Source organism: Ferviditalea candida, from assembly GCF_035282765.1.
In the GTDB taxonomy this organism is placed as follows: domain Bacteria; phylum Bacillota; class Bacilli; order Paenibacillales; family KCTC-25726; genus Ferviditalea; species Ferviditalea candida.
The window spans coordinates 1-17,842 of record NZ_JAYJLD010000015.1; the positions used below are offsets into that span (position 1 = coordinate 1).

Annotated in this window: 17 protein-coding genes; 2 read left to right on the forward strand and 15 right to left on the reverse strand. The window is 52.7% G+C overall.

The window, feature by feature from the left end; genetic code table 11:
• Positions 1-186 precede the first annotated feature (186 nt).
• The 10 genes from bioC to VF724_RS11380 all read right to left on the reverse strand — a co-directional run bounded on the left by bioC (position 187) and on the right by VF724_RS11380 (position 9,840).
• Complete coding sequence (gene bioC / locus VF724_RS11335) at positions 187-1,095, reverse strand: malonyl-ACP O-methyltransferase BioC (RefSeq protein ID WP_371754359.1); 909 nt, start codon at positions 1,093-1,095, stop codon at positions 187-189.
• Positions 1,092-1,865, reverse strand: coding sequence for an alpha/beta fold hydrolase (locus tag VF724_RS11340; RefSeq protein WP_371754360.1), 774 nt, complete (start codon positions 1,863-1,865; stop codon positions 1,092-1,094). Before VF724_RS11340 ends, bioC begins: the two co-directional genes overlap by 4 nt.
• Complete coding sequence (gene bioF, locus VF724_RS11345; protein ID WP_371754361.1) at positions 1,862-3,103, reverse strand: 8-amino-7-oxononanoate synthase; 1,242 nt, start codon at positions 3,101-3,103, stop codon at positions 1,862-1,864. The genes VF724_RS11340 and bioF overlap by 4 nt, the downstream gene beginning before the upstream one ends.
• A gap of 48 nt (positions 3,104-3,151) precedes the next feature.
• A complete protein-coding gene (gene bioB / locus VF724_RS11350; protein ID WP_371754362.1) occupies positions 3,152-4,144 on the reverse strand; it encodes a biotin synthase BioB in 993 nt (330 codons plus the stop codon).
• 47 nt (positions 4,145-4,191) lie between these two features.
• Positions 4,192-4,908 (reverse strand): dethiobiotin synthase, encoded by a 717-nt coding sequence (bioD, locus tag VF724_RS11355; RefSeq protein WP_371754363.1) that lies wholly within the window; start codon positions 4,906-4,908, stop codon positions 4,192-4,194.
• A 168-nt stretch (positions 4,909-5,076) separates the two neighbouring features.
• On the reverse strand, positions 5,077-5,934 hold the full coding sequence (locus VF724_RS11360; protein WP_371754364.1) for an inositol monophosphatase family protein: 858 nt from the start codon (positions 5,932-5,934) through the stop codon (positions 5,077-5,079).
• Positions 5,935-6,078: 144 nt separating this feature from the next.
• Positions 6,079-7,044, reverse strand: coding sequence for a UV DNA damage repair endonuclease UvsE (gene uvsE, locus VF724_RS11365; RefSeq protein ID WP_371754365.1), 966 nt, complete (start codon positions 7,042-7,044; stop codon positions 6,079-6,081).
• Between the two features lie 169 nt (positions 7,045-7,213).
• Entirely contained in the window at positions 7,214-7,534 is a 321-nt protein-coding gene (locus tag VF724_RS11370; RefSeq protein ID WP_371754366.1) for a hypothetical protein, read from the reverse strand.
• 87 nt (positions 7,535-7,621) lie between these two features.
• Positions 7,622-8,761 carry a D-alanine--D-alanine ligase gene (locus VF724_RS11375; protein WP_371754367.1) on the reverse strand — a complete coding sequence of 380 codons (1,140 nt, stop codon included), beginning with the start codon at positions 8,759-8,761 and terminating at the stop codon, positions 7,622-7,624.
• A 62-nt stretch (positions 8,762-8,823) separates the two neighbouring features.
• Entirely contained in the window at positions 8,824-9,840 is a 1,017-nt protein-coding gene (locus VF724_RS11380; protein ID WP_371754368.1) for an amidase domain-containing protein, read from the reverse strand.
• Positions 9,841-10,160: 320 nt separating this feature from the next.
• On the opposite strand from VF724_RS11380, the gene acnA reads away from it, so the two are divergent.
• On the forward strand, positions 10,161-12,872 hold the full coding sequence (gene acnA, locus VF724_RS11385; RefSeq protein ID WP_371754369.1) for an aconitate hydratase AcnA: 2,712 nt from the start codon (positions 10,161-10,163) through the stop codon (positions 12,870-12,872).
• Positions 12,873-13,201: 329 nt separating this feature from the next.
• Here the strand turns inward: acnA and VF724_RS11390 are convergent, their stop codons facing one another.
• Entirely contained in the window at positions 13,202-13,945 is a 744-nt protein-coding gene (locus tag VF724_RS11390) for an IclR family transcriptional regulator (protein WP_371754370.1), read from the reverse strand.
• 255 nt (positions 13,946-14,200) lie between these two features.
• On the opposite strand from VF724_RS11390, the gene VF724_RS11395 reads away from it, so the two are divergent.
• Positions 14,201-15,193: an alpha/beta hydrolase gene (locus VF724_RS11395; RefSeq protein ID WP_371754371.1), complete on the forward strand. Its 993-nt coding sequence runs from the start codon at positions 14,201-14,203 to the stop codon at positions 15,191-15,193.
• Positions 15,194-15,205: 12 nt separating this feature from the next.
• Here VF724_RS11395 and folE read toward each other — a convergent pair whose 3' ends face one another.
• The 4 genes from folE to VF724_RS11415 all read right to left on the reverse strand — a co-directional run bounded on the left by folE (position 15,206) and on the right by VF724_RS11415 (position 17,821).
• Positions 15,206-15,799, reverse strand: a complete 594-nt coding sequence (gene folE, locus VF724_RS11400; RefSeq protein ID WP_371754372.1) for a GTP cyclohydrolase I FolE — start codon at positions 15,797-15,799, stop codon at positions 15,206-15,208.
• Between the two features lie 163 nt (positions 15,800-15,962).
• Entirely contained in the window at positions 15,963-16,175 is a 213-nt protein-coding gene (locus tag VF724_RS11405) for a YneF family protein (protein WP_371754373.1), read from the reverse strand.
• Positions 16,176-16,256: 81 nt separating this feature from the next.
• Entirely contained in the window at positions 16,257-17,276 is a 1,020-nt protein-coding gene (locus VF724_RS11410) for an HD-GYP domain-containing protein (protein ID WP_371754374.1), read from the reverse strand.
• Entirely contained in the window at positions 17,273-17,821 is a 549-nt protein-coding gene (locus VF724_RS11415; RefSeq protein WP_371754375.1) for a methylated-DNA--[protein]-cysteine S-methyltransferase, read from the reverse strand. The genes VF724_RS11410 and VF724_RS11415 overlap by 4 nt, the downstream gene beginning before the upstream one ends.
• Between the last annotated feature and the right edge of the window lie 21 nt (positions 17,822-17,842).

Here is a 17,842-nt window from a genome sequence, read left to right on the forward strand (position 1 = left end):
GAATGATGACAAATTGAGAAAAATATGAATAAAATGGTAAATTCGACCTATTAACTAGATTATATGTGGTCTGATTTCCATAAGCAATCTTTTTTTCGAGTTTTTTTGACATATTTTGCAAATTCCCCATAAAAAAAGTCCGGAAAATTCACCGGACAGTTCTTTGATATGCTGATCTATTAACAACTAATCCGTCTTCGCGATTATTGCCGTCAAGATATGATATGTCGCTTGAATTCCTCCGTTAGAAGCGGCATGCCGCTCGGCATACCTTTTTTCCATCCGTCTAAACAGCTCCTTGCCGGTGCGGATGCCGGGCTCCTCCCGGCTGTCCATCGCGTTGCCGGCGCCGATGCGCTTGATCTGGTACAGGAAATCCCGAACATTGGGATAGGTCACCTGCAGGTATTCTTCGTCCCACTGCTGGATCGTTACCGTTTCATCGGAATCAACCTGCCGCCATAGTTCGCTGCCGGGATAAGGCTGTCCGTGATACTGCGGCTTCAACCCCAGCGTGCTTTCCGCGAAGGCAAAGGAGTCATGCAGCTCGAAGAAAGTATCCGGGCCGAAGGTGGCAAACGCGAGAATCCCGCCGGGCTGCAGGCATTTCAAATAGGTCCGGATCGTCTGAATCGGATTGTTGAACCATTGGAAGGTCGCATTAGAGATAATCAGATCGTATGCGCCCGGATGCGCCGCCGCAATTTCGGCCGACAGCGCTTCCGCATCTCCGGCAATGAACGTCATTTCCCGGGCGCGTTCGCCGAGCTTGGACTTTGCGACCTCGATCATCTCCGGAGAAAGATCGATCGCCGTATAAGCGTCCGGCCGGGGAAACTGCGTGGACATTATGCGTGTCAAATGGCCGGTTCCGCATCCGATCTCCAGCACTTTGCGGAATCTTCGCCGGCCGTGCTGCAAATCCACCGCTTCAAGCAGCTTCTGTCCCATGTCCCGCTGCACTTCGGCGTATTGATCATATTCCCGGGCATGCCGGTCAAAATGCTTGCGCACCAGCTCTTTATTCAACTTGGCTTCCAGGAAGGGTTGATGCAACTGCTCCTCCGAGGATTGAACGGTCGTAATCTCCTTCATTGCAAAAACTCCTTGATGTAATGAATAAATTCGGCCTCCCGCGTCAAAAACGGGGCATGCCCCGTTCCCGGAAAGATGATCCGATTCCGATCCGGAAGCTCCGGTACCGCGCCCACCGGACAAATCGCGTCCTGCTCGCCGTGAATCCACCGCAGGCGCCCGGGCCAAACGGCGTCCCGCTTGAACCAATGGTCCCACCGCGAGGCAAGATCAGTGCGCAACAAATAATCCAGCCCGGCCTGCAGCCCCTCGGACCCGAAATCTGCGGGACAAGCGGCCGCCGTTTCAATCCGGTCCGGCTGACTCGCAATTTCTTCCGGACTGAACATCGAGCGTTTGAATGCTTCCAATACGGCTTCAGGCCGCTCCCCTGCAAGCTGCTTCTTCATCCGTTCCAAGACGCGCGGCGGCCAGCCCTTCATCCGGTCCGCGCTTGCAAAGCCCAGCGTCCCGGCAATCACAATCAAGCTGTCTATCTGAACTTCGGAGTTTTTCCGAGTCTCTGCATTTCCGCATTCCGGATGCACGTCAACGGCTGCCGCAAACAGCGACTCCAGCGCCAGCATGGCGCCCATCGACCAGCCGATCACCGTCCATGGGCCGGAGCGCTCGCGCAATTTGCCGAGAACTGCCGGCAATAATTGTTCAGGCTTCGCGCAGTCCGCAAAACTGACGAAATGATGCTCAAAGCCCTCCAAACGCCGCACCGCATGCGCAAATATCCCGGAGGACATTCCCCAACCGTGAATCCACAAGATCCTTGCGTTCATACAATGGACAGATCCTTTCCGATGGCTTCAATCGTTCCAAGCGCTTGCTCAAGATCGGAATACGTATGGGTAGCCATCAGCGAAAAACGGATCCTGGCCTCCCCCTCGGGAACGGTCGGGGGACGAATCGCGACAGCAGCGATGCCCGCTTCCTGCAGCTTCTCCGCGAAGGCGACCGCCTCCCGGTTGCCGCCGATCATCAGCGGGATGATCTGGCTCTCGCTTAATCCCGTATCGAAGCCCAGAGCTTTCAGCCGCTCGCGAAACCAAGCCGATTTCTCATGCAGCTGCTCCCGCCTCCAGCCCTCGCGCACAGACCGCTGCCAGTGATCGTGAACAGCCTGCACCACCATCGGAGGAAGCGCGGTCGTAAAGATAAAGCTCCTTGCCTTATTAATCAAATATTCGATCAGGATCGAATCTCCAGCCGCATAGGCTCCGTATACGCCATAAGCTTTGCTGAACGTGCCCATCTGAATGTCGACCCGGACGCCCAATCCCAGCGCATGAACCAGCCCTTCGCCGAGCTGCCCGTAGACGCCTCCGCTGTGCGCTTCATCCACCATCAGCATGGCCCCGTACCGTTCCTTCAGCTCCACAAGCTCCGCCAACGGCGCGAGATCTCCGTCCATGCTGAAGACGGCGTCGGTAACGATCAGCTTCTTTTTCCCGGGCTCGGACTTTTTCAGCAACGATTCCAGATGATCCAGATCTTTATGCCGGTAACGGTGAATCTCGGCCCGGCTGAGAATGATCCCGTCCACAATGCTGGCGTGGTTCAGCCGGTCGCTGAACACCTCGTCTCCCCGCTGCAGGATCGAAGAGATGATGCCGATATTGGCCATATAGCCGCTTCCGAACACCAGGCAGCCTTCAGTTCCTTTAAACGCGGCAAACTCCTGTTCAAACAAAGCGTATACGGGATCATGCCCGGTAATCAGCCGGGAAGCCCCGGACCCCGCACGAAGGCCGGAAGGATGGAGAATATCGGCGGCACAGGAGGAATCTGAAGTAGAAACGGGCAGATCGTTCTCAGCATCCGGGCCGGACGGCCGCTCATAGGGAGCTTGCCCCAATCCCAAATAATCGTTGGAAGCCAAATTCAGCATGCTTCGCCCGTTCTTGACGATCCAGCCTTCCCCTGCCATTGCCGTTGCATGCAATGTCCGGTACTGCGCTTTCCGCTTCAACTGCTCCAGTTCATCGCGCATCCACTGCCAGCGGTCAGATGTCGTCATCGTTTCACCTTCATTCCGGATCTATTTTCTGTAACTGTCAGCTTCGCCCTACAGCGCGCACAGCTCGATTTCAAAGCCGAGGTCTTCGATCATGCGATGATCCTCCGTCGCTTCCTGCCCTTTGGTGGTCAGATAGTCGCCGACAAAAATCGAATTGGCCGCATACAAGCCCATCGGCTGCAGCGTACGCAAATTCACCTCGCGGCCGCCGGCGATGCGGATTTCCTTGGTCGGACAGATGAACCGCATCAGGGCAAGCACCTTCAACGCCTTGCGGGGATTCAGTTCATGTTGATTTTCCAAAGGCGTGCCGGGAATGGAATTCAGAAAATTGACGGGAATCGAATCTGCGTCCAACTCTCTCAGCGCATAAGCAATCTCCACGATTTCCCGGTTGGATTCGCCCATCCCGACGATGCAGCCGGAGCAGGGAGACATGCCGGAGGCTTTGACCTTTTCCACGGTTTGGACACGGTCGTCATAGGTATGTGTCGTCGTGATTTGTTCAAAATGGGACGCGCTGGTGTTCAAATTGTGATTGTAGCGGTCAACTCCCGCTTCCTTCAGCCTGGCGGCCTGCTCCTCCTTCAATATGCCGAGGCAGGCGCATATTTTTAGCGGCATGTTCGATTTGATTTCCTTAACCGCTTCGATCACCTGATCCAATTCACGGTCGGTCGGTCCGCGGCCGCTGGCGACGATGCAGTAGGTTCCCACTTTCATATCCAGCGCCTGTCTGGCTCCTTCAAGCAGCACATCCTTTTCCAGAAGCGGATATTTGCTGATCGGCGCGTCGGATACGATCGATTGCGAGCAATATCCGCAATCCTCGGGGCAGAGACCGCTCTTGGCGTTAATGATCAGATTCAGCTTGACCTTTTTTCCGAAGTAATGCTTCCGGACTTTGAATGCCGCGTGCATGACGGCCAGCAGCTCATCATCGTCCGACTCCAGCACCGACAAACCTTCCTCCATCGTCAGAAGCTCCCCGCGAAGCGATTTTTCCGCCAATTCCCGCCAACCGGATTTCAATTCAAGCATCTTCATTCCTCCAATGTATCCCTTATAATTGATAAAAATAAGTCCTCTTACAACCAATCGGACAAATCCAAATTCCGTTCCATCCGTTCAACCCACTGCGTTCTCCAGTCATCCCACCGATCGTTCGCATCTGTCGGATGTTTGAACCACGGCAAAATGCCGATTACACGCACGCCGCCAAAATGCTCGATCATCATGGAGTTCTCTCTTACGGAAGGATCGTCCGTATTGCGGCAGCCGTTCAGAATGACCCCGAAAATCTCCAATCCTCTGGATCGCGCATAGGACACGGTCAGCAGCGTATGATTGACCGTTCCCAAACCCGGCCGGGCGACAATGACAAGCGGAAGCTCCAGCTGCAGCGCCAGATCCGCCATCAGTTCCCGCGAGGTAATCGGTACCGTAATTCCGCCGGCTCCTTCCACGATCAAAAACGGATCCTTGGCCAGTCTCCTGCGCCCCTCCTCCACAAGCGCCGCAAAGTCCAGCTCCACTCCGCTTCTCCGCGCGGCCATCCATGGGGCCAGCGGTTCAGGCAGCGACACCGTCACGAGCTCCGTTTCGTCTAGCGGCAAGCCGCTGCCCATTTTCAGCCGGAAGCTGTCGGCCTCCGGCGAACCGGGAGACACCCCGCTTTGCACCGGCTTCCACAGGCCGACCGGGGTCCCCAGCTTGTTTCCGGCGAGCGCCGCCAGTCCTGAAGCAATCTGTGTTTTTCCTACCCCCGTATCAGTTCCCGTGACGAACCATCCTTTTATAGCCATCGTTCAAGAACAAGCCTTTCGTTTCCCATTGGATCACCCCGGCGCGAATTGTCAACCTATATTTATGCTATGTGGTTAACGTTTAGGTTAGAATGATTATACACCAATTCCGCCGGCGCGGACAACGGGAAAATCGTCGATTTCCATACATGTCTGAGACGGCGGCGGTTACAGCACCGCCCCCTCATCCTCCAGCACTCTCTGAAATTCATCATGAATGGCCCCGTTGGATGCCAGGACATTCCGGAGCTTCAACGAATACGGCTCTCCGTTCATATCCGTCACCCTGCCGCCCGACTCCGTGACCAGCAGCACTCCGGCAGCCAAATCCCAAGGGTTGAGGCCTACCTCCCAAAAGCCGCTCAAGCGGCCTGCGGCAACATACGCCATATGCAGCGCCGCCGAGCCGGTCGTGCGGATATTCCTCACCCTCGAGGCCAACGCCCCGATCCCTTTCATATTCACATCGTAGGCCTCTTGCCGGGAGACCGGAAAACCGGTGGCGATCAAGCTCTCCGTCAGTTTGCTTTCCGCGGAAACCCTCATTTTTTGTCCCCCGACATACGCCCCTTTGCCCTTCTCCGCAACGAAGATCTCATCGCGCGAAGGATCGTAGACCACGCCGACGATTACTTCCCCCTTATGCGCAAGCGCAATGGATACCGAATAAAACGGAAAGCCGTGCACGAAATTGGTGGTTCCGTCAATCGGATCGACAATCCACATGTACTCCGCTTCCATTGCACCCCTAATCGCCTTTTCGAAGGATTCGCTCTCCTGCCCGACACTTTCCTCCCCTAAAAACGAATGCTCCGGAAAGTAAGTATGCAGCAAATTGCGGATCATTGCCTCGGCGCCTTTGTCAATCTCGGTAACCAGATCGCGATGCGAGCTTTTCCGATTCAGACTGTTGAATTCCCCGAGCTTGCTTTTAATCCATTCGCCGGCTTTAGCCGCCGTATTTATCGCAACAGCAGTAAAGCTTTTATTTCCTATCACATAAGGAATCTCAGATTGTTGAACCACCGTTTTTCCATCCCCTTCGTCAGCCAATCGATTCAATCGAACCGCTGCATTTTCTTATTCTGCTTATTCTACCATGTTTTGCCCAAATGCTTAATGGAGTGCGGATAGAATTAAGAAAAAATTCATTTAGGGCTCGCGATGAAATTAGCTCACGGCGATCGAACCCTGATCCAGCACCTCGACGCCCGTTTCGGCCTTCCAGGCGTCCATCAAGCGGAACAGCGCCTGATCCTTCATTTTGGCTTCAAGCATCACGTCTAAGCGCGGCGTGCACGCGGCTATCTCCCGCAAAAAACGCAGCAGTTCCTGCGCATTGACATAGTCGGCGTGGCCTCTGGGATCTTTGTCGCTCTTGGGACTGGATGCGTGAATCTTCGGAGGCAGCTCCCCCTCGCCATCCCAGGTTTGCTGAATTTCCGGCCATAAGTCGCAAAGCTCCTTGCCGCCGCGGTTTACCTTGTGATGATGGATGTCCAGCACCATCGGCAGACCAAGCTGCTTGCAGGCCGACAGCGTTTCCGCCGCATCGAAGGTCTTGTCGTCGTTCTCCAGCGTCAATCTGTCCCGAACGGCTTTGGGCAGCTGCCGACACTGCCGCAAAAATCTGTCCATCGCTTTTTCCTTGTTCCCGTACGAGCCCCCGATATGAATATTGCATTTTGCGGATTCATTCAGGCCCATGGCTTCCAGCATCCCGACATGGCGCTGCAGATCCTTGACAGAGCTTTGAAAAACATCCTCCCTGGGGGTACTGAGAACGGTATAATGCTCCGGATGGAAGCCGACCCTCATGCCGTGCTCGGCGGCATACCCGCCGATCTCCGCAAACAGGTCTTTAAGGGCGCCGATCGGGTCCCAACCGTTGAGCATCTCATGGCCGTATAGCGGAATCAACCGCGAAGAGAAACGATAAAGCCGGATATCATGAGCCCGATTATGATAAAGCAACCGCAGCGTATTTCGCAGATTTTCCGCGGCAATCCGCTCCAGCTTCCGTACAGCCGCTTCTTTATCGGCAATTTTTACAAACTGGGCAGCGGTCATCGTCTTTGACGGGGAAGCATTCTTCACAATAGACGACATGGCCGCATATCCGAAACGAACAATCATCCATATAGCCCCTTCCTTAATCCGAACGGCGTCGGGTTTTTTTGGCAAGCGGAATCTGTTCATTAGGATTTCCCTAACAGGCAAAAAGATGAAAAGACCGCCCCCAAATACAAGGGACAGTCCCCGCGGACACGCTATTGCTGAAGAATGGATATTGATTCGCCCTTGATCAGGACGAAGCTTCCCCGAAGAACATCTCCTCCGCCAAAGCGGTCTGGATTCTCGCCTCTTCCTCGGTGAGCTTGCGGATAAGATCCATTTCCACCTTTGTGACTTCTTCTCCCTGAAAATTGATTTCGGCAATCGAAGCGGTAATTTTGACGATCGCGATTGCCCGGTTATCCGGCGTGTAAGCGATCACCTTCTGACCGGTCGGGAAAACGCGGAAGCCGCTTTTCAGCATGGCTGTCTTTCCGTATTCCAGCAAATCGTACAGCTCATGCTCGTTTTTAAACTTGCAGACTGAATTGAATTCGGTCTGAAATCCCATGAATATCCCCCGCTTTACGGAAAATTCCTATGAGTCTGTCCTTTATTTAACACCTAAGAGTTTATAAGTTTTTATATATCATACCCCTTATTCCTGTTCCGAATCAAATTCATACCGGATTTTCCGTTTTTCTTCGTGCCTTTGGACCGCCAAACGAATCAGTTCGTCCAACAGCTCTCCGTAGGATACCCCGGACTCCTTCCACAGCAGCGGGTACATGCTGTAAGGGGTGAACCCGGGCATCGTGTTGATCTCGTTGATCATGATCCTCCCGTCATTGCGGCCAACGAAGAAATCGACCCTTGACAGGCCGGAGCCGTCGATTGCCTTAAATGCCCGGATGGCAAGCTCCCGAAGCTCCTCAATCTGCTCCGGCGGCAGCTCGGCGGGAATGATCATCGAGGACTTGCCGTCGATGTATTTCGCTTTATAATCGTAAAATTCATTGGAAGGAACAATCTCGCCCGGCAGCGATGCGCGCGGTTCTTCATTGCCGAGCACGCTGACCTCGATTTCTCTGGCGTCAATCGCCTCCTCCACGATCACCTTCCGGTCAAAACGGAATGCCAGATCGACTGCCTCAATCAGCTCTTCGCGTTTTTTTGCTTTCGTGATACCTACGCTAGAGCCCAAATTTGCCGGCTTGACGAAGCAAGGATAACCCAGCGTCACTTCGATTTCAGTTATCGCAAATTCCCGGTCCTTCTCCCATTGATGACGTGTAAAATGGCGATATAAACACTGCGGGAGACCTTCCTGTGCATATATTTTTTTCATCATCACTTTATCCATGCCGACGGCTGAGGCCAATACGCCGGCACCGACATAAGGGATGTCCGCCATTTCCAGCAGCCCCTGGATTGTGCCGTCTTCGCCAAATGTGCCGTGCAGCAGCGGAAAAACCACATCGACCGGAGCAGTCGGCGACGCACCTTGGCTTTGAGCCGAGCTGATCTGCACGGACGGTTCATCCCTGTTGAAGATCGGTCCCAGCGCATGCGCTGTCAACCGGTTTTCGCCTTGAAACGCGAGCTCATCCTTCGATTTCACCTGCCCCGCAAGCTGCTTTCCGATTCGCCATTCTCCGTTTTTCGTAATGTACACCGGAATAATCTCATATTTCGAATGATCCATTGCATTGATCACAGCAAGCGCTGTTTGCAGGGAAACCTCATGCTCCCCCGATTTCCCTCCATAAATTACGCCAACTCGTATTTGCTTACTCATCAGAACCTCCGAATTGAATAGGTATTCTATATTATGGCATCCTAGATAATTGTGGAGCCTGTTCAAAAGTAATCCGATATGTGAAAAAACTTGTATTTTGTTCTTTCGGTCCACGCGTATGAATCCTTGTACTCCCAGTAACGATGCCTGCTGTCGGTCGTGCGGGCATTGACGAGCGGCGCTCCGTCCGGCGCATGGGCGGTGACGATGACGGAATGCTGGTACCTGGAATCTCCGTCCCAGTCGTATGTAATGACATCGCCGATGGCCAATTGATACGGGGATTCGACCGCTTGGGCCCTGAGTCCGGCTTTGCTAGAGCTGAGATAGGCCTGCAGAGATTGGGCGACCGACCAGCTGTAGCTCCATAATTCCTGATGCTGCTGCAGCCCCTTGTACCACCAGCCGTTATCCCTCCTACCAGTATAGTTCATGGGGGCGCCTCCTGCATAGAGGCACTGGGATACAAAGTTGGAGCAGTCAACCTCCATGTCTACAAATGCGGGATTGGGACGGTTCCAATGGGCTTCGGCATACTGCTGCGCTTTCCAACGATCATATTTGACCGGACGCGGCAGCGGCTCGGACGATAAGATTTGCTGATTCAGATACGGACCGGGCTGCGTCCGGCCTGCCGCTTCCGGAAAGACATAGGGAATCGGCGACGGGGTCTTTGCCTCGGGGACCCAGCGAGAGGCTTCATTCTTTTCGGATAAATCAACGGAAACCGCGGTAATTAACCAGCGTCCGTTCTGTTCCCGCAAATTCAATTTTTCACGTTCTATTTTCTGCTCGACATGCCGGGGGCCGTAATTGTGCAGCTTGTGCAGCTGTAGATAGACTTCAGCTTCATCCCCCCGCTCCGTCAGATGCAGGAATTTAACTCTCGTTTGGCATTGTGACGGCCTTAACTTCCTGTCTTTATGGGCTTGGGCAATTCTGGACAATCGGTTGTTCTGCATCCGGATATAGGCCTTGTCGGCAACAAAATCCGGCAGCGGTTCGATCGTATATTCGACTTCCATCCGATTGTGATGACGAACATATTGATAGACCGCCGATTTCCATCTTTGGCTCATCCGAATCCTCCTAATTCACTTCTTATTACAAGGGGCTGGCCGAATTCGCGGCCCCCGAAATCGCTATATAAGGATGATTCAATATATATGCAAAAAATCACAAAAAATGATGGCGGACGGGGGAAAAACATCTTTACGAAGGATTCATAAAAAGGTATACTAAAGTTGGCTATTTTTGAAATTATGTTTCACTCCATGAAACAACTGGCTTGTTTCTTTTTTCGTTTAGACAGCGTAACGAAATAACTTTCACTAATCCTTTCTCATTGAATTTTGTTTCCGCATTGTTTTTTTCCATAAAAGATTAGGAGGAATTGTGAATGTCAAAGGACCATTTTTCTGTGAAAACCCCTCTGACCGTCGGCGCAAAAAATTACCATTACTACCGTCTGCAGGGGTTGGAGGAACAAGGGCTCGGCAATGTCTCCAAGCTTCCTTTCTCCATCAAAGTTCTTCTGGAGGCGGCGGTTCGCCAATTTGACGGAAGAGCGATCACGGAGGATCATGTCAAAATGCTGGCCGGTTGGGCGTCCAGCGACGATTACAGCAAAGAAGTGCCGTTCATTCCCGCACGCATTGTGCTTCAGGACTTCACCGGCGTTCCCGTGGTTGTCGATTTGGCCGCAATGAGAGCAACCACAAAGCACTTCGGCAAAGATCCGAATCGGATCAATCCTTTAGTGCCTGTCGATCTGGTCATCGACCATTCCGTCATGGTTGACGCTTTCGGCAGCAAGGACGCTTTGGAATATAACATGAACGTCGAATTCCAACGCAATGAAGAACGCTACCGGTTCCTCCGCTGGGCGCAAACCGCATTCGACAACTTCCGTGCGGTGCCTCCGGCGACGGGAATCGTTCACCAGGTCAACCTGGAATATCTCGCCTCCGTGGCCGCAACCAAAACAGTAAGCGGAGAAACCTTCGTTTATCCGGATTCGTTGGTAGGTACGGATTCCCACACGACCATGATCAACGGTCTCGGCGTTGCCGGTTGGGGTGTCGGCGGAATCGAAGCGGAAGCGGGCATGCTCGGACAACCGCTGTATTTCCTGATTCCTGAGGTTATCGGCTTCAAATTGACGGGAACTCTCCCTGATGGCGCCACTGCGACGGACCTTGCGCTGACTGTCACACAGATGCTCCGCAAAAAAGGCGTCGTCGGCAAATTCGTCGAATTCTACGGCACCGGTTTGAGCAGCATCAGTCTCGCCGACCGTGCAACGGTCGCCAATATGGCTCCGGAATACGGCGCTACGATGGGCTTCTTTCCGGTAGACGAGGAAACCCTGAATTACTTGAAAGGCACCGGCCGCAGCGAGGAGCAGGTCGCTCTGGTCGAAGCTTATTACCGGGAGCAGGGCCTGTTCAGAACGGACAGCACGCCGGATCCCGTATTCACCGATACAATCGAGCTGGATCTGTCCACTGTCGTGCCCAGTTTGGCAGGACCCAAACGTCCGCAGGACCGGATTGAATTGACGGACATGAAATCGTCCTTCAACTCCATCGTACGCACCCCGATTGACAAGGGCGGATACGGTCTGGACGATCAAAAGCTGGAGCAATCCGTAGAAGTTCGCAGCCCGAACGGCGAAACCTCCGCAATGGGCAACGGCTCCGTGGTGATCGCCGCGATTACCAGCTGTACGAATACCTCGAACCCGAGCGTCATGATCGGTGCGGGTCTTCTGGCCAAGAAAGCCGTGGAAAAAGGCTTGACGAAGCCCGGCTTTGTCAAGAGCAGCTTGACTCCAGGCTCTTTGGTCGTTACCGAATATCTGAAAAAAGCCGGTCTGCTTGAATATCTGGAGAAGGTCGGATTCTATATCGCCGGTTACGGATGCGCCACCTGTATCGGAAACAGCGGACCGCTGCCGGATGAAGTCAGCAAAGCGATTGCCGACAACGATCTGACGGTATCGGCCGTACTGAGCGGCAACCGCAACTTCGAAGGCCGTATTCATGCCCAAGTCAAAATGAACTATCTGGCTTCCCCGCCGTTGGTTGTCGCCTATGCCTTGGCCGGTACGGTCAACATCGACATGGCCACCGAACCGATCGGTTACGGCGCCGATAATCAGCCGGTTTACCTCAAGGACATTTGGCCTTCCGCAGCCGAAGTGCGGCAAGCGCTGAATGAAGCCATGAGTCCGGAAATGTTCCGCGCCAAATACCAAAACGTGTTCACGCAGAACGAGCAGTGGAACAAAATCTCCATTCCGGAAGGGAAGCTGTACGAGTGGGACAGCCAATCCACCTATATTCAAGAGCCTCCGTTTTTTGAAGGCCTGGGCGCTGAACCGGGAGATATCGTTGAAATCCGCGGCGCCAAAACGTTGGCACTGCTCGGCGATTCGGTCACGACCGACCATATTTCCCCTGCGGGCAACATCTCGCCGAACAGTCCTGCGGGCAAATATCTGTCCGAACGCAATATCAAGCGCGAAGACTTCAACTCCTACGGATCGCGCCGGGGCAACCATGAAGTCATGATGCGCGGCACGTTCGCTAACATCCGTATCCGCAACCAGGCGGCTCCGGGCACGGAAGGCGGCGTGACGACTTATCTGCCGACCGGCGAAGTGATGTCCATTTACGACGCGTCCATGAACTATCAGGAGCAGGGCACGCCGCTGGTGGTCATTGCCGGCAAAGAATACGGAACGGGCAGCTCCCGCGACTGGGCGGCCAAAGGCACCTATCTGCTCGGTGTCAAAGCGGTCATTGCCGAAAGCTACGAACGCATCCATAGAAGCAATCTGGTCGGAATGGGCGTACTTCCGCTGCAGTTCCTCCCGGGCAGCGATTGGAAGCAGCTCGGCATTACGGGTCAAGAAACGTTTGATATTCTCGGACTGGACAACGACATTCAGCCTGGACAAAAAGTAACGGTGAAAGCTACCCGCACCGACGGGTCGGCCTTCGAGTTCGAAGCGATCGCCCGCCTCGACAGCATGGTGGAAATCGATTATTACCGCAACGGAGGCATCCTGCAAACCGTGCTGCGGCAAATCATGAATGAAAAATAAGAAATGATGAAGGGGCAGCCTCAAGTCCAATGACTTAAGGCTGCCCCTTTTAGCAATCTATCAATGCCTTTTGACAATTAACCGATTTAGTCTTAGCGGGGGAATATACCCTTCCGGTTCCTCTTAAAATCATGAAATTTGAATGGTTATCAACAAGGTAATTTCACGATTTCAAAGGGAAACGCTCCGCTCCTTCAGGAGATATTTCCCCTTACATATTATCGATTTGACCAGGAAACGCATTGAGAGACTGTTCGGGTGGCTTTCGCTAACCCGAAAAGCCATTTTGAGCCAACTCCTTTTGTATGAACAAACCAAAGATCGGGCCTTCACCTGATCATCTTCCCCATTCTCCTGGCCTTTTCGATCACCACATCCGCGTATTCCTGCATCTTCTCCATCGTCAAGCGGTTGGCTGGACCTGAAACGGACAATGCCGCAATCAATTTATTGTCCCTGTCGAAAATCGGCGCCGCAAGAGCCGCCGCTCCGGGTTCCCGCTCTTCGAAGCTGGTTGCCACTTCGCGCTTGCCGATTTCACCCAGCTGCCGCAAAAATGCCTCCTTGTCGATGGAAGCCGGCCAATCCGGATCATCCAGAATCATCTGCTGCACCTCCGGATCTGAATAAGCCATCAGGATTTTACTCGATGCCCCTACAAACAGAGGCAGCCTGACGCCCACCGGCGCCACCCGGCGGATCGGATGGTTGCTTTGCACCGCCTGGATGCGGATGCGTTCTTTGCCGTCGCGTATATAGAGACTGATGGTCTCCCCCAGCTCATCCCGCAGACGCTCCATCTCCGGCAGCAGAATAATCGCCGGATCGTCCGTCTGTGAAAGATTTGCGGACAATTCCCAGATGCGGAAGCCAAGCCTGTATTTGTCCGTAGAGGCATCGCGCAGGATAAAGCCTCTGCCTTCCAGCGAACCCAGCAAACGATGAACGGTGCTTTTATGCAAAGATACCTTGGACGCGATTTCGGTCAATCCCAATTCCGTGCTTTCGGTAAAGCATAGCAATATGTCCAAGGCACGTTCCACAGCGCGAACCGTTAATTTCTGTTCATCCATAGGCGGTCAACCTCCATCCTCTTGTTTCATGCAATGAAACTATGTTTCTTAAAGTATACCTTATCCGCCGATGCCCCGTAAAGAATCTTAAAAATTTACAAAAACCTGTGTATGGGAGTACAATGTTACGTAAGAGGCGTTGACGTCGGCAGAGGAGGAAGCTCGGAAATGACGCAGACAAAAATTGTCGTGTGTCCTCAAAACGGATTTTCCGCTCCATCCATCTATGCTCGCACATCATGAGGAGGTAAAATTATGGAACTTACTACATCCAAAGTCTATTTGCCCCAAGAATTAGAAAGCGCTTACATTAAACCCCGCCGAAAAAAACATGTTTTGCTGGCTCTCCTCGCTTTTCTCGTCATGCCGCCAGTTCTCCTGATTTCATTTTACGGGTATCTTTCATGGACCTTGGCCCGCCCGTCGGTAGAGGGTTTAACCTCCGATCCGCTGAAAGCCGTCGGTCTCCCCTACGAAAACATCACATTCCCAGCTGTTCAACATCAATCCATGTTGTCCGGATGGTTCATTCCTGCGGACGATTCCGACAAAACCGTCATTTTTTCCCACGGTTACGCCGGCAACAGAGAGGAATTCTGGATTCCGATATATGATATTGCAAAGGCGCTTCATCAACGCCATTATAATGTTCTGATGTTTGACTATGGATATGTCGGCGCGCAACCCGGCAGAGTTGTCACCGCGGGCGTCAAGGAGTCCAAGGAGCTGTTGGGAGCCGTTGAATTCGCAAAATCAAAAGGTGCCGATCAGATTTTTATCTGGGGATTTTCCATGGGAGCCGGCACTGCTCTGCAGACCGCTCTATCTAGCCGCGACATTACCGGCATGGTGCTCGACAGCACATTCGTGCTGGAACCGAATACGCTGATGGTTAATCTCAAGCGCGAATTCAAGCTGCCTGACTTTCCGACCCTGGACATGCTTAGGATTCTGTTTCCCTTAGTGAACGGCGTCAGCTTGAGTCAGATCCCTTATGAAAAAGTGAAAACGACAGCTTTCCCGATGCCTATTCTGATGATTCACGGAATGAAGGACCGCTTGGCCCCGTACTCACTTGCGGAGGATATTATCGCCCATCAGAAAAACCCGGAATCCCGGCTGTGGCTTTTGCCGAACAGAGGACATGAGCGAATCTATCGCTTCCAGCCCCAAGAGTATCTCCAGCAAACGATGCAGTTCCTGAGCAAGGTATCCAGGGAGGCGAAACTGCCCTCATATAGTGCATAGTCTGAATGATTTTTATTCCTTAATCAGCGCCAGGAATTCAGAGCGAAGAGCGGAATTCGTCTTGAAGTTCCCGCGCACCGCCGAGGTGACTGTTTTGCTGCCGTATTTCTTTACGCCTCTGGCGCACATGCACAGATGCTCTCCTTCAACCACGACCATAACGCCATGCGGCTGCAGCACTTCTTCCAAAATATCGGCAATGTCCGATGTGATTCTTTCCTGAACCTGAAGGCGCCGGGTCACCGCATCGACCAATCTGGCGAACTTGCTTAAACCGGCAATTTTCCCGCTCGGAATATAGCCGATATGAATTTTTCCGAAAAACGGGGCCATATGATGCTCACACTGACTGTAGTAAACAATATCTTTTACAATGACCAGCTCTTCGTGATTTTCATCAAAGGTCACCCCGATAACATCCTTCGGATCGATGCTGTAACCGGCAAAAATCTCTTCGAACATCCGGGTCACTCTCGCAGGTGTATCCAAAAGCCCTTCCCGTTCTATATTTTCGCCTATCAATTTCAAAATTTCCTTTACATGGCCTTCGATCAATTCTCTGTTGGCGGCCACATCGGCGTTGGTGTAGTTTTTGAAATCGGACATTCCATTTCCTCCCCTATCCGCAAGTGTTTCATACAGCTCACGCACCTGCAGGTTCTAATTATATCAAAACCGATTTTCAATGAAAAGCATTATCAAGGGCTCGCGATGCCCGACAGCAAAAACCCCCGATTGTTTTTCGGGGGAATGAATAACGTTCGTTCGATCATTTGAATTTTTGTTTTTTCATCGCTTGCTGAACCCGGTTCATTTGCTGATTGTTTATGTTGTAGCCCATTTTTTTCGCCATTTCCCGAATCATATCGGGATTATTCTGCATGTTCTCAATTTGCTTGCGCAAATAGTAAACACCGATGAAGAATCCTCCGACCAGTCCGACGACCAGTGTAATGACGGGGATCACGATCTGCCAGCCCATTCTTTCACCCCAATTCGCGCGTTTTCCGAACCTAATCATAGCATGCTCGAAATAAACAGGCAATATCAACTTTTCATCGGATCAACCGATTACCGATTCGATGAATACCGTCGGATTTTTGGCCAGATCGAGTTCCTTGATGACCAACTCCTCATCCTCCTGCTTGACAACTCTTACCACCGGCCTGCCCGGCAGGCCTCTGTGCTGATTCACGACGACACCCGTTTCTCTGGTGCTCAAACGGACCGAGGTGCCTGTAGGATAGGCGGATACAGTCTTCAAAAAATGCAGCACCAGATCATGGTCCAATTTCGTTCCCGCTAACGCGCTCACATGCTCGCAGGCTACATGGGGCTGCATGGCCTTGCCTTCCGTAAAATCGGAAATCAGGTTGTCGAACGTATTGGCCACAGCTACGATTTTTGCATACAGATGAATGTTGTTCGCATCAAGTCCCCTCGGAATCCCCTGTCCGTTTAAGGCCTCATGATGCTGAAGAGCGATATGAGCGGCCAGCAAGCTGATTTCCCGCTTGGCTTTAATGATCTCAAATCCTCTCCAGGTATGGTGATTTCGCCCTGTCTCCTCCCCCTCGATACCGACCTTCCCGATATCGTGAAGCAAAGCGCCGATGGCCAAATCCTTCAATTGCAGCTGGTTCAAACCTACATTTATTCCGATCAGAACGGACATGATGCATACGTTCAAGGCATGCAAATACTGCTGGTTGTCCTCCGTGCGGATATCCGACAGCTGCGCCAGAACGTGCTTGTTGATCATGATTTCGTCCAGCAGCCGGTCGACGCTTACGCTCACATGGCGGGTGTTGAACTCTTTTCCGGATCGCAACGACTCGAACATCTCGCTCATTTTGTTGATCACCATACGTTTCGTCTCTTCTGAAACGACATCTTCAATTTCCACATCATCAAAATGCTCGTCCTTGATATAAACCATCGTAACGCCGATTCTTTTCAGCGTATTGATCATATATACGGTCAGCTGCACATTATCCGCAAGCAGCACGGTTCCGCCGCCTGTATAAATCGTCCGTCCCAAACGGTCCCCCGGCTCAACCGAATCCACATGCACAAACCTCATATTCTCACCCCGCGCTCCAGCGATAATAAATGTTCCTTGATGGACAAGCCTCCGCCGTAGCCTGTAAGCGTTCCATCGGAGCCGATCACGCGATGGCACGGAATAACGATGGGAAGCGGATTCCGGTTATTCGCCCCGCCGACGGCACGAACGGCCTTCGGGGAACCGACCGCCCCGGCGATCTGAGCGTAGGATCTGGTTTCGCCGTATGGTATTTCAGAGAGCGCATGCCAAACCTTCAATTGAAAAGGAGTCCCCTGCAAATCCAGCTTCAGCTCGAACCTTCTGCGTTTCCCGGCGAAGTATTCCCGCAATTGGGCCGCGGCTCCGTTCAGCTGCCCGCCGTTCTGCTGCAAGCGAACGGCGGAATACCGCCTTCCAAACCATTTCATCACGTTTTGTTCCACCGGTTTATTCGCAAGCTGTCCGAATTCAATCAGGCACATCCCGTTTTCAGTTCCGGCCAGCAGCAAAGGTCCGACCGGCGAATCGACCTCAAGATAATCGATCCGAATCATTTCCTCTAATTCCAGTCTAGCTTCCATCTTGGTCTATCCCACCCATAG

Excerpts from the sequence above, each read along its gene's own strand:
- bioC (WP_371754359.1), bottom strand. The coding sequence starts at position 1,095 with ATGAAGGAGATTACGACCGTTCAATCCTCGGAGGAGCAGTTGCATCAA.
- VF724_RS11340 (WP_371754360.1), bottom strand. The coding sequence starts at position 1,865 with ATGAACGCAAGGATCTTGTGGATTCACGGTTGGGGAATGTCCTCCGGG.
- bioF (WP_371754361.1), bottom strand. The coding sequence starts at position 3,103 with ATGACGACATCTGACCGCTGGCAGTGGATGCGCGATGAACTGGAGCAG.
- bioB (WP_371754362.1), bottom strand. The coding sequence starts at position 4,144 with ATGCTTGAATTGAAATCCGGTTGGCGGGAATTGGCGGAAAAATCGCTT.
- bioD (WP_371754363.1), bottom strand. The coding sequence starts at position 4,908 with ATGGCTATAAAAGGATGGTTCGTCACGGGAACTGATACGGGGGTAGGA.
- uvsE (WP_371754365.1), bottom strand. The coding sequence starts at position 7,044 with ATGATTGTTCGTTTCGGATATGCGGCCATGTCGTCTATTGTGAAGAAT.
- VF724_RS11370 (WP_371754366.1), bottom strand. The coding sequence starts at position 7,534 with ATGGGATTTCAGACCGAATTCAATTCAGTCTGCAAGTTTAAAAACGAG.
- VF724_RS11375 (WP_371754367.1), bottom strand. The coding sequence starts at position 8,761 with ATGAGTAAGCAAATACGAGTTGGCGTAATTTATGGAGGGAAATCGGGG.
- VF724_RS11380 (WP_371754368.1), bottom strand. The coding sequence starts at position 9,840 with ATGAGCCAAAGATGGAAATCGGCGGTCTATCAATATGTTCGTCATCAC.
- acnA (WP_371754369.1), top strand. The coding sequence starts at position 10,161 with ATGTCAAAGGACCATTTTTCTGTGAAAACCCCTCTGACCGTCGGCGCA.
- VF724_RS11390 (WP_371754370.1), bottom strand. The coding sequence starts at position 13,945 with ATGGATGAACAGAAATTAACGGTTCGCGCTGTGGAACGTGCCTTGGAC.
- VF724_RS11395 (WP_371754371.1), top strand. The coding sequence starts at position 14,201 with ATGGAACTTACTACATCCAAAGTCTATTTGCCCCAAGAATTAGAAAGC.
- folE (WP_371754372.1), bottom strand. The coding sequence starts at position 15,799 with ATGTCCGATTTCAAAAACTACACCAACGCCGATGTGGCCGCCAACAGA.
- VF724_RS11405 (WP_371754373.1), bottom strand. The coding sequence starts at position 16,175 with ATGGGCTGGCAGATCGTGATCCCCGTCATTACACTGGTCGTCGGACTG.
- VF724_RS11410 (WP_371754374.1), bottom strand. The coding sequence starts at position 17,276 with ATGAGGTTTGTGCATGTGGATTCGGTTGAGCCGGGGGACCGTTTGGGA.
- VF724_RS11415 (WP_371754375.1), bottom strand. The coding sequence starts at position 17,821 with ATGGAAGCTAGACTGGAATTAGAGGAAATGATTCGGATCGATTATCTT.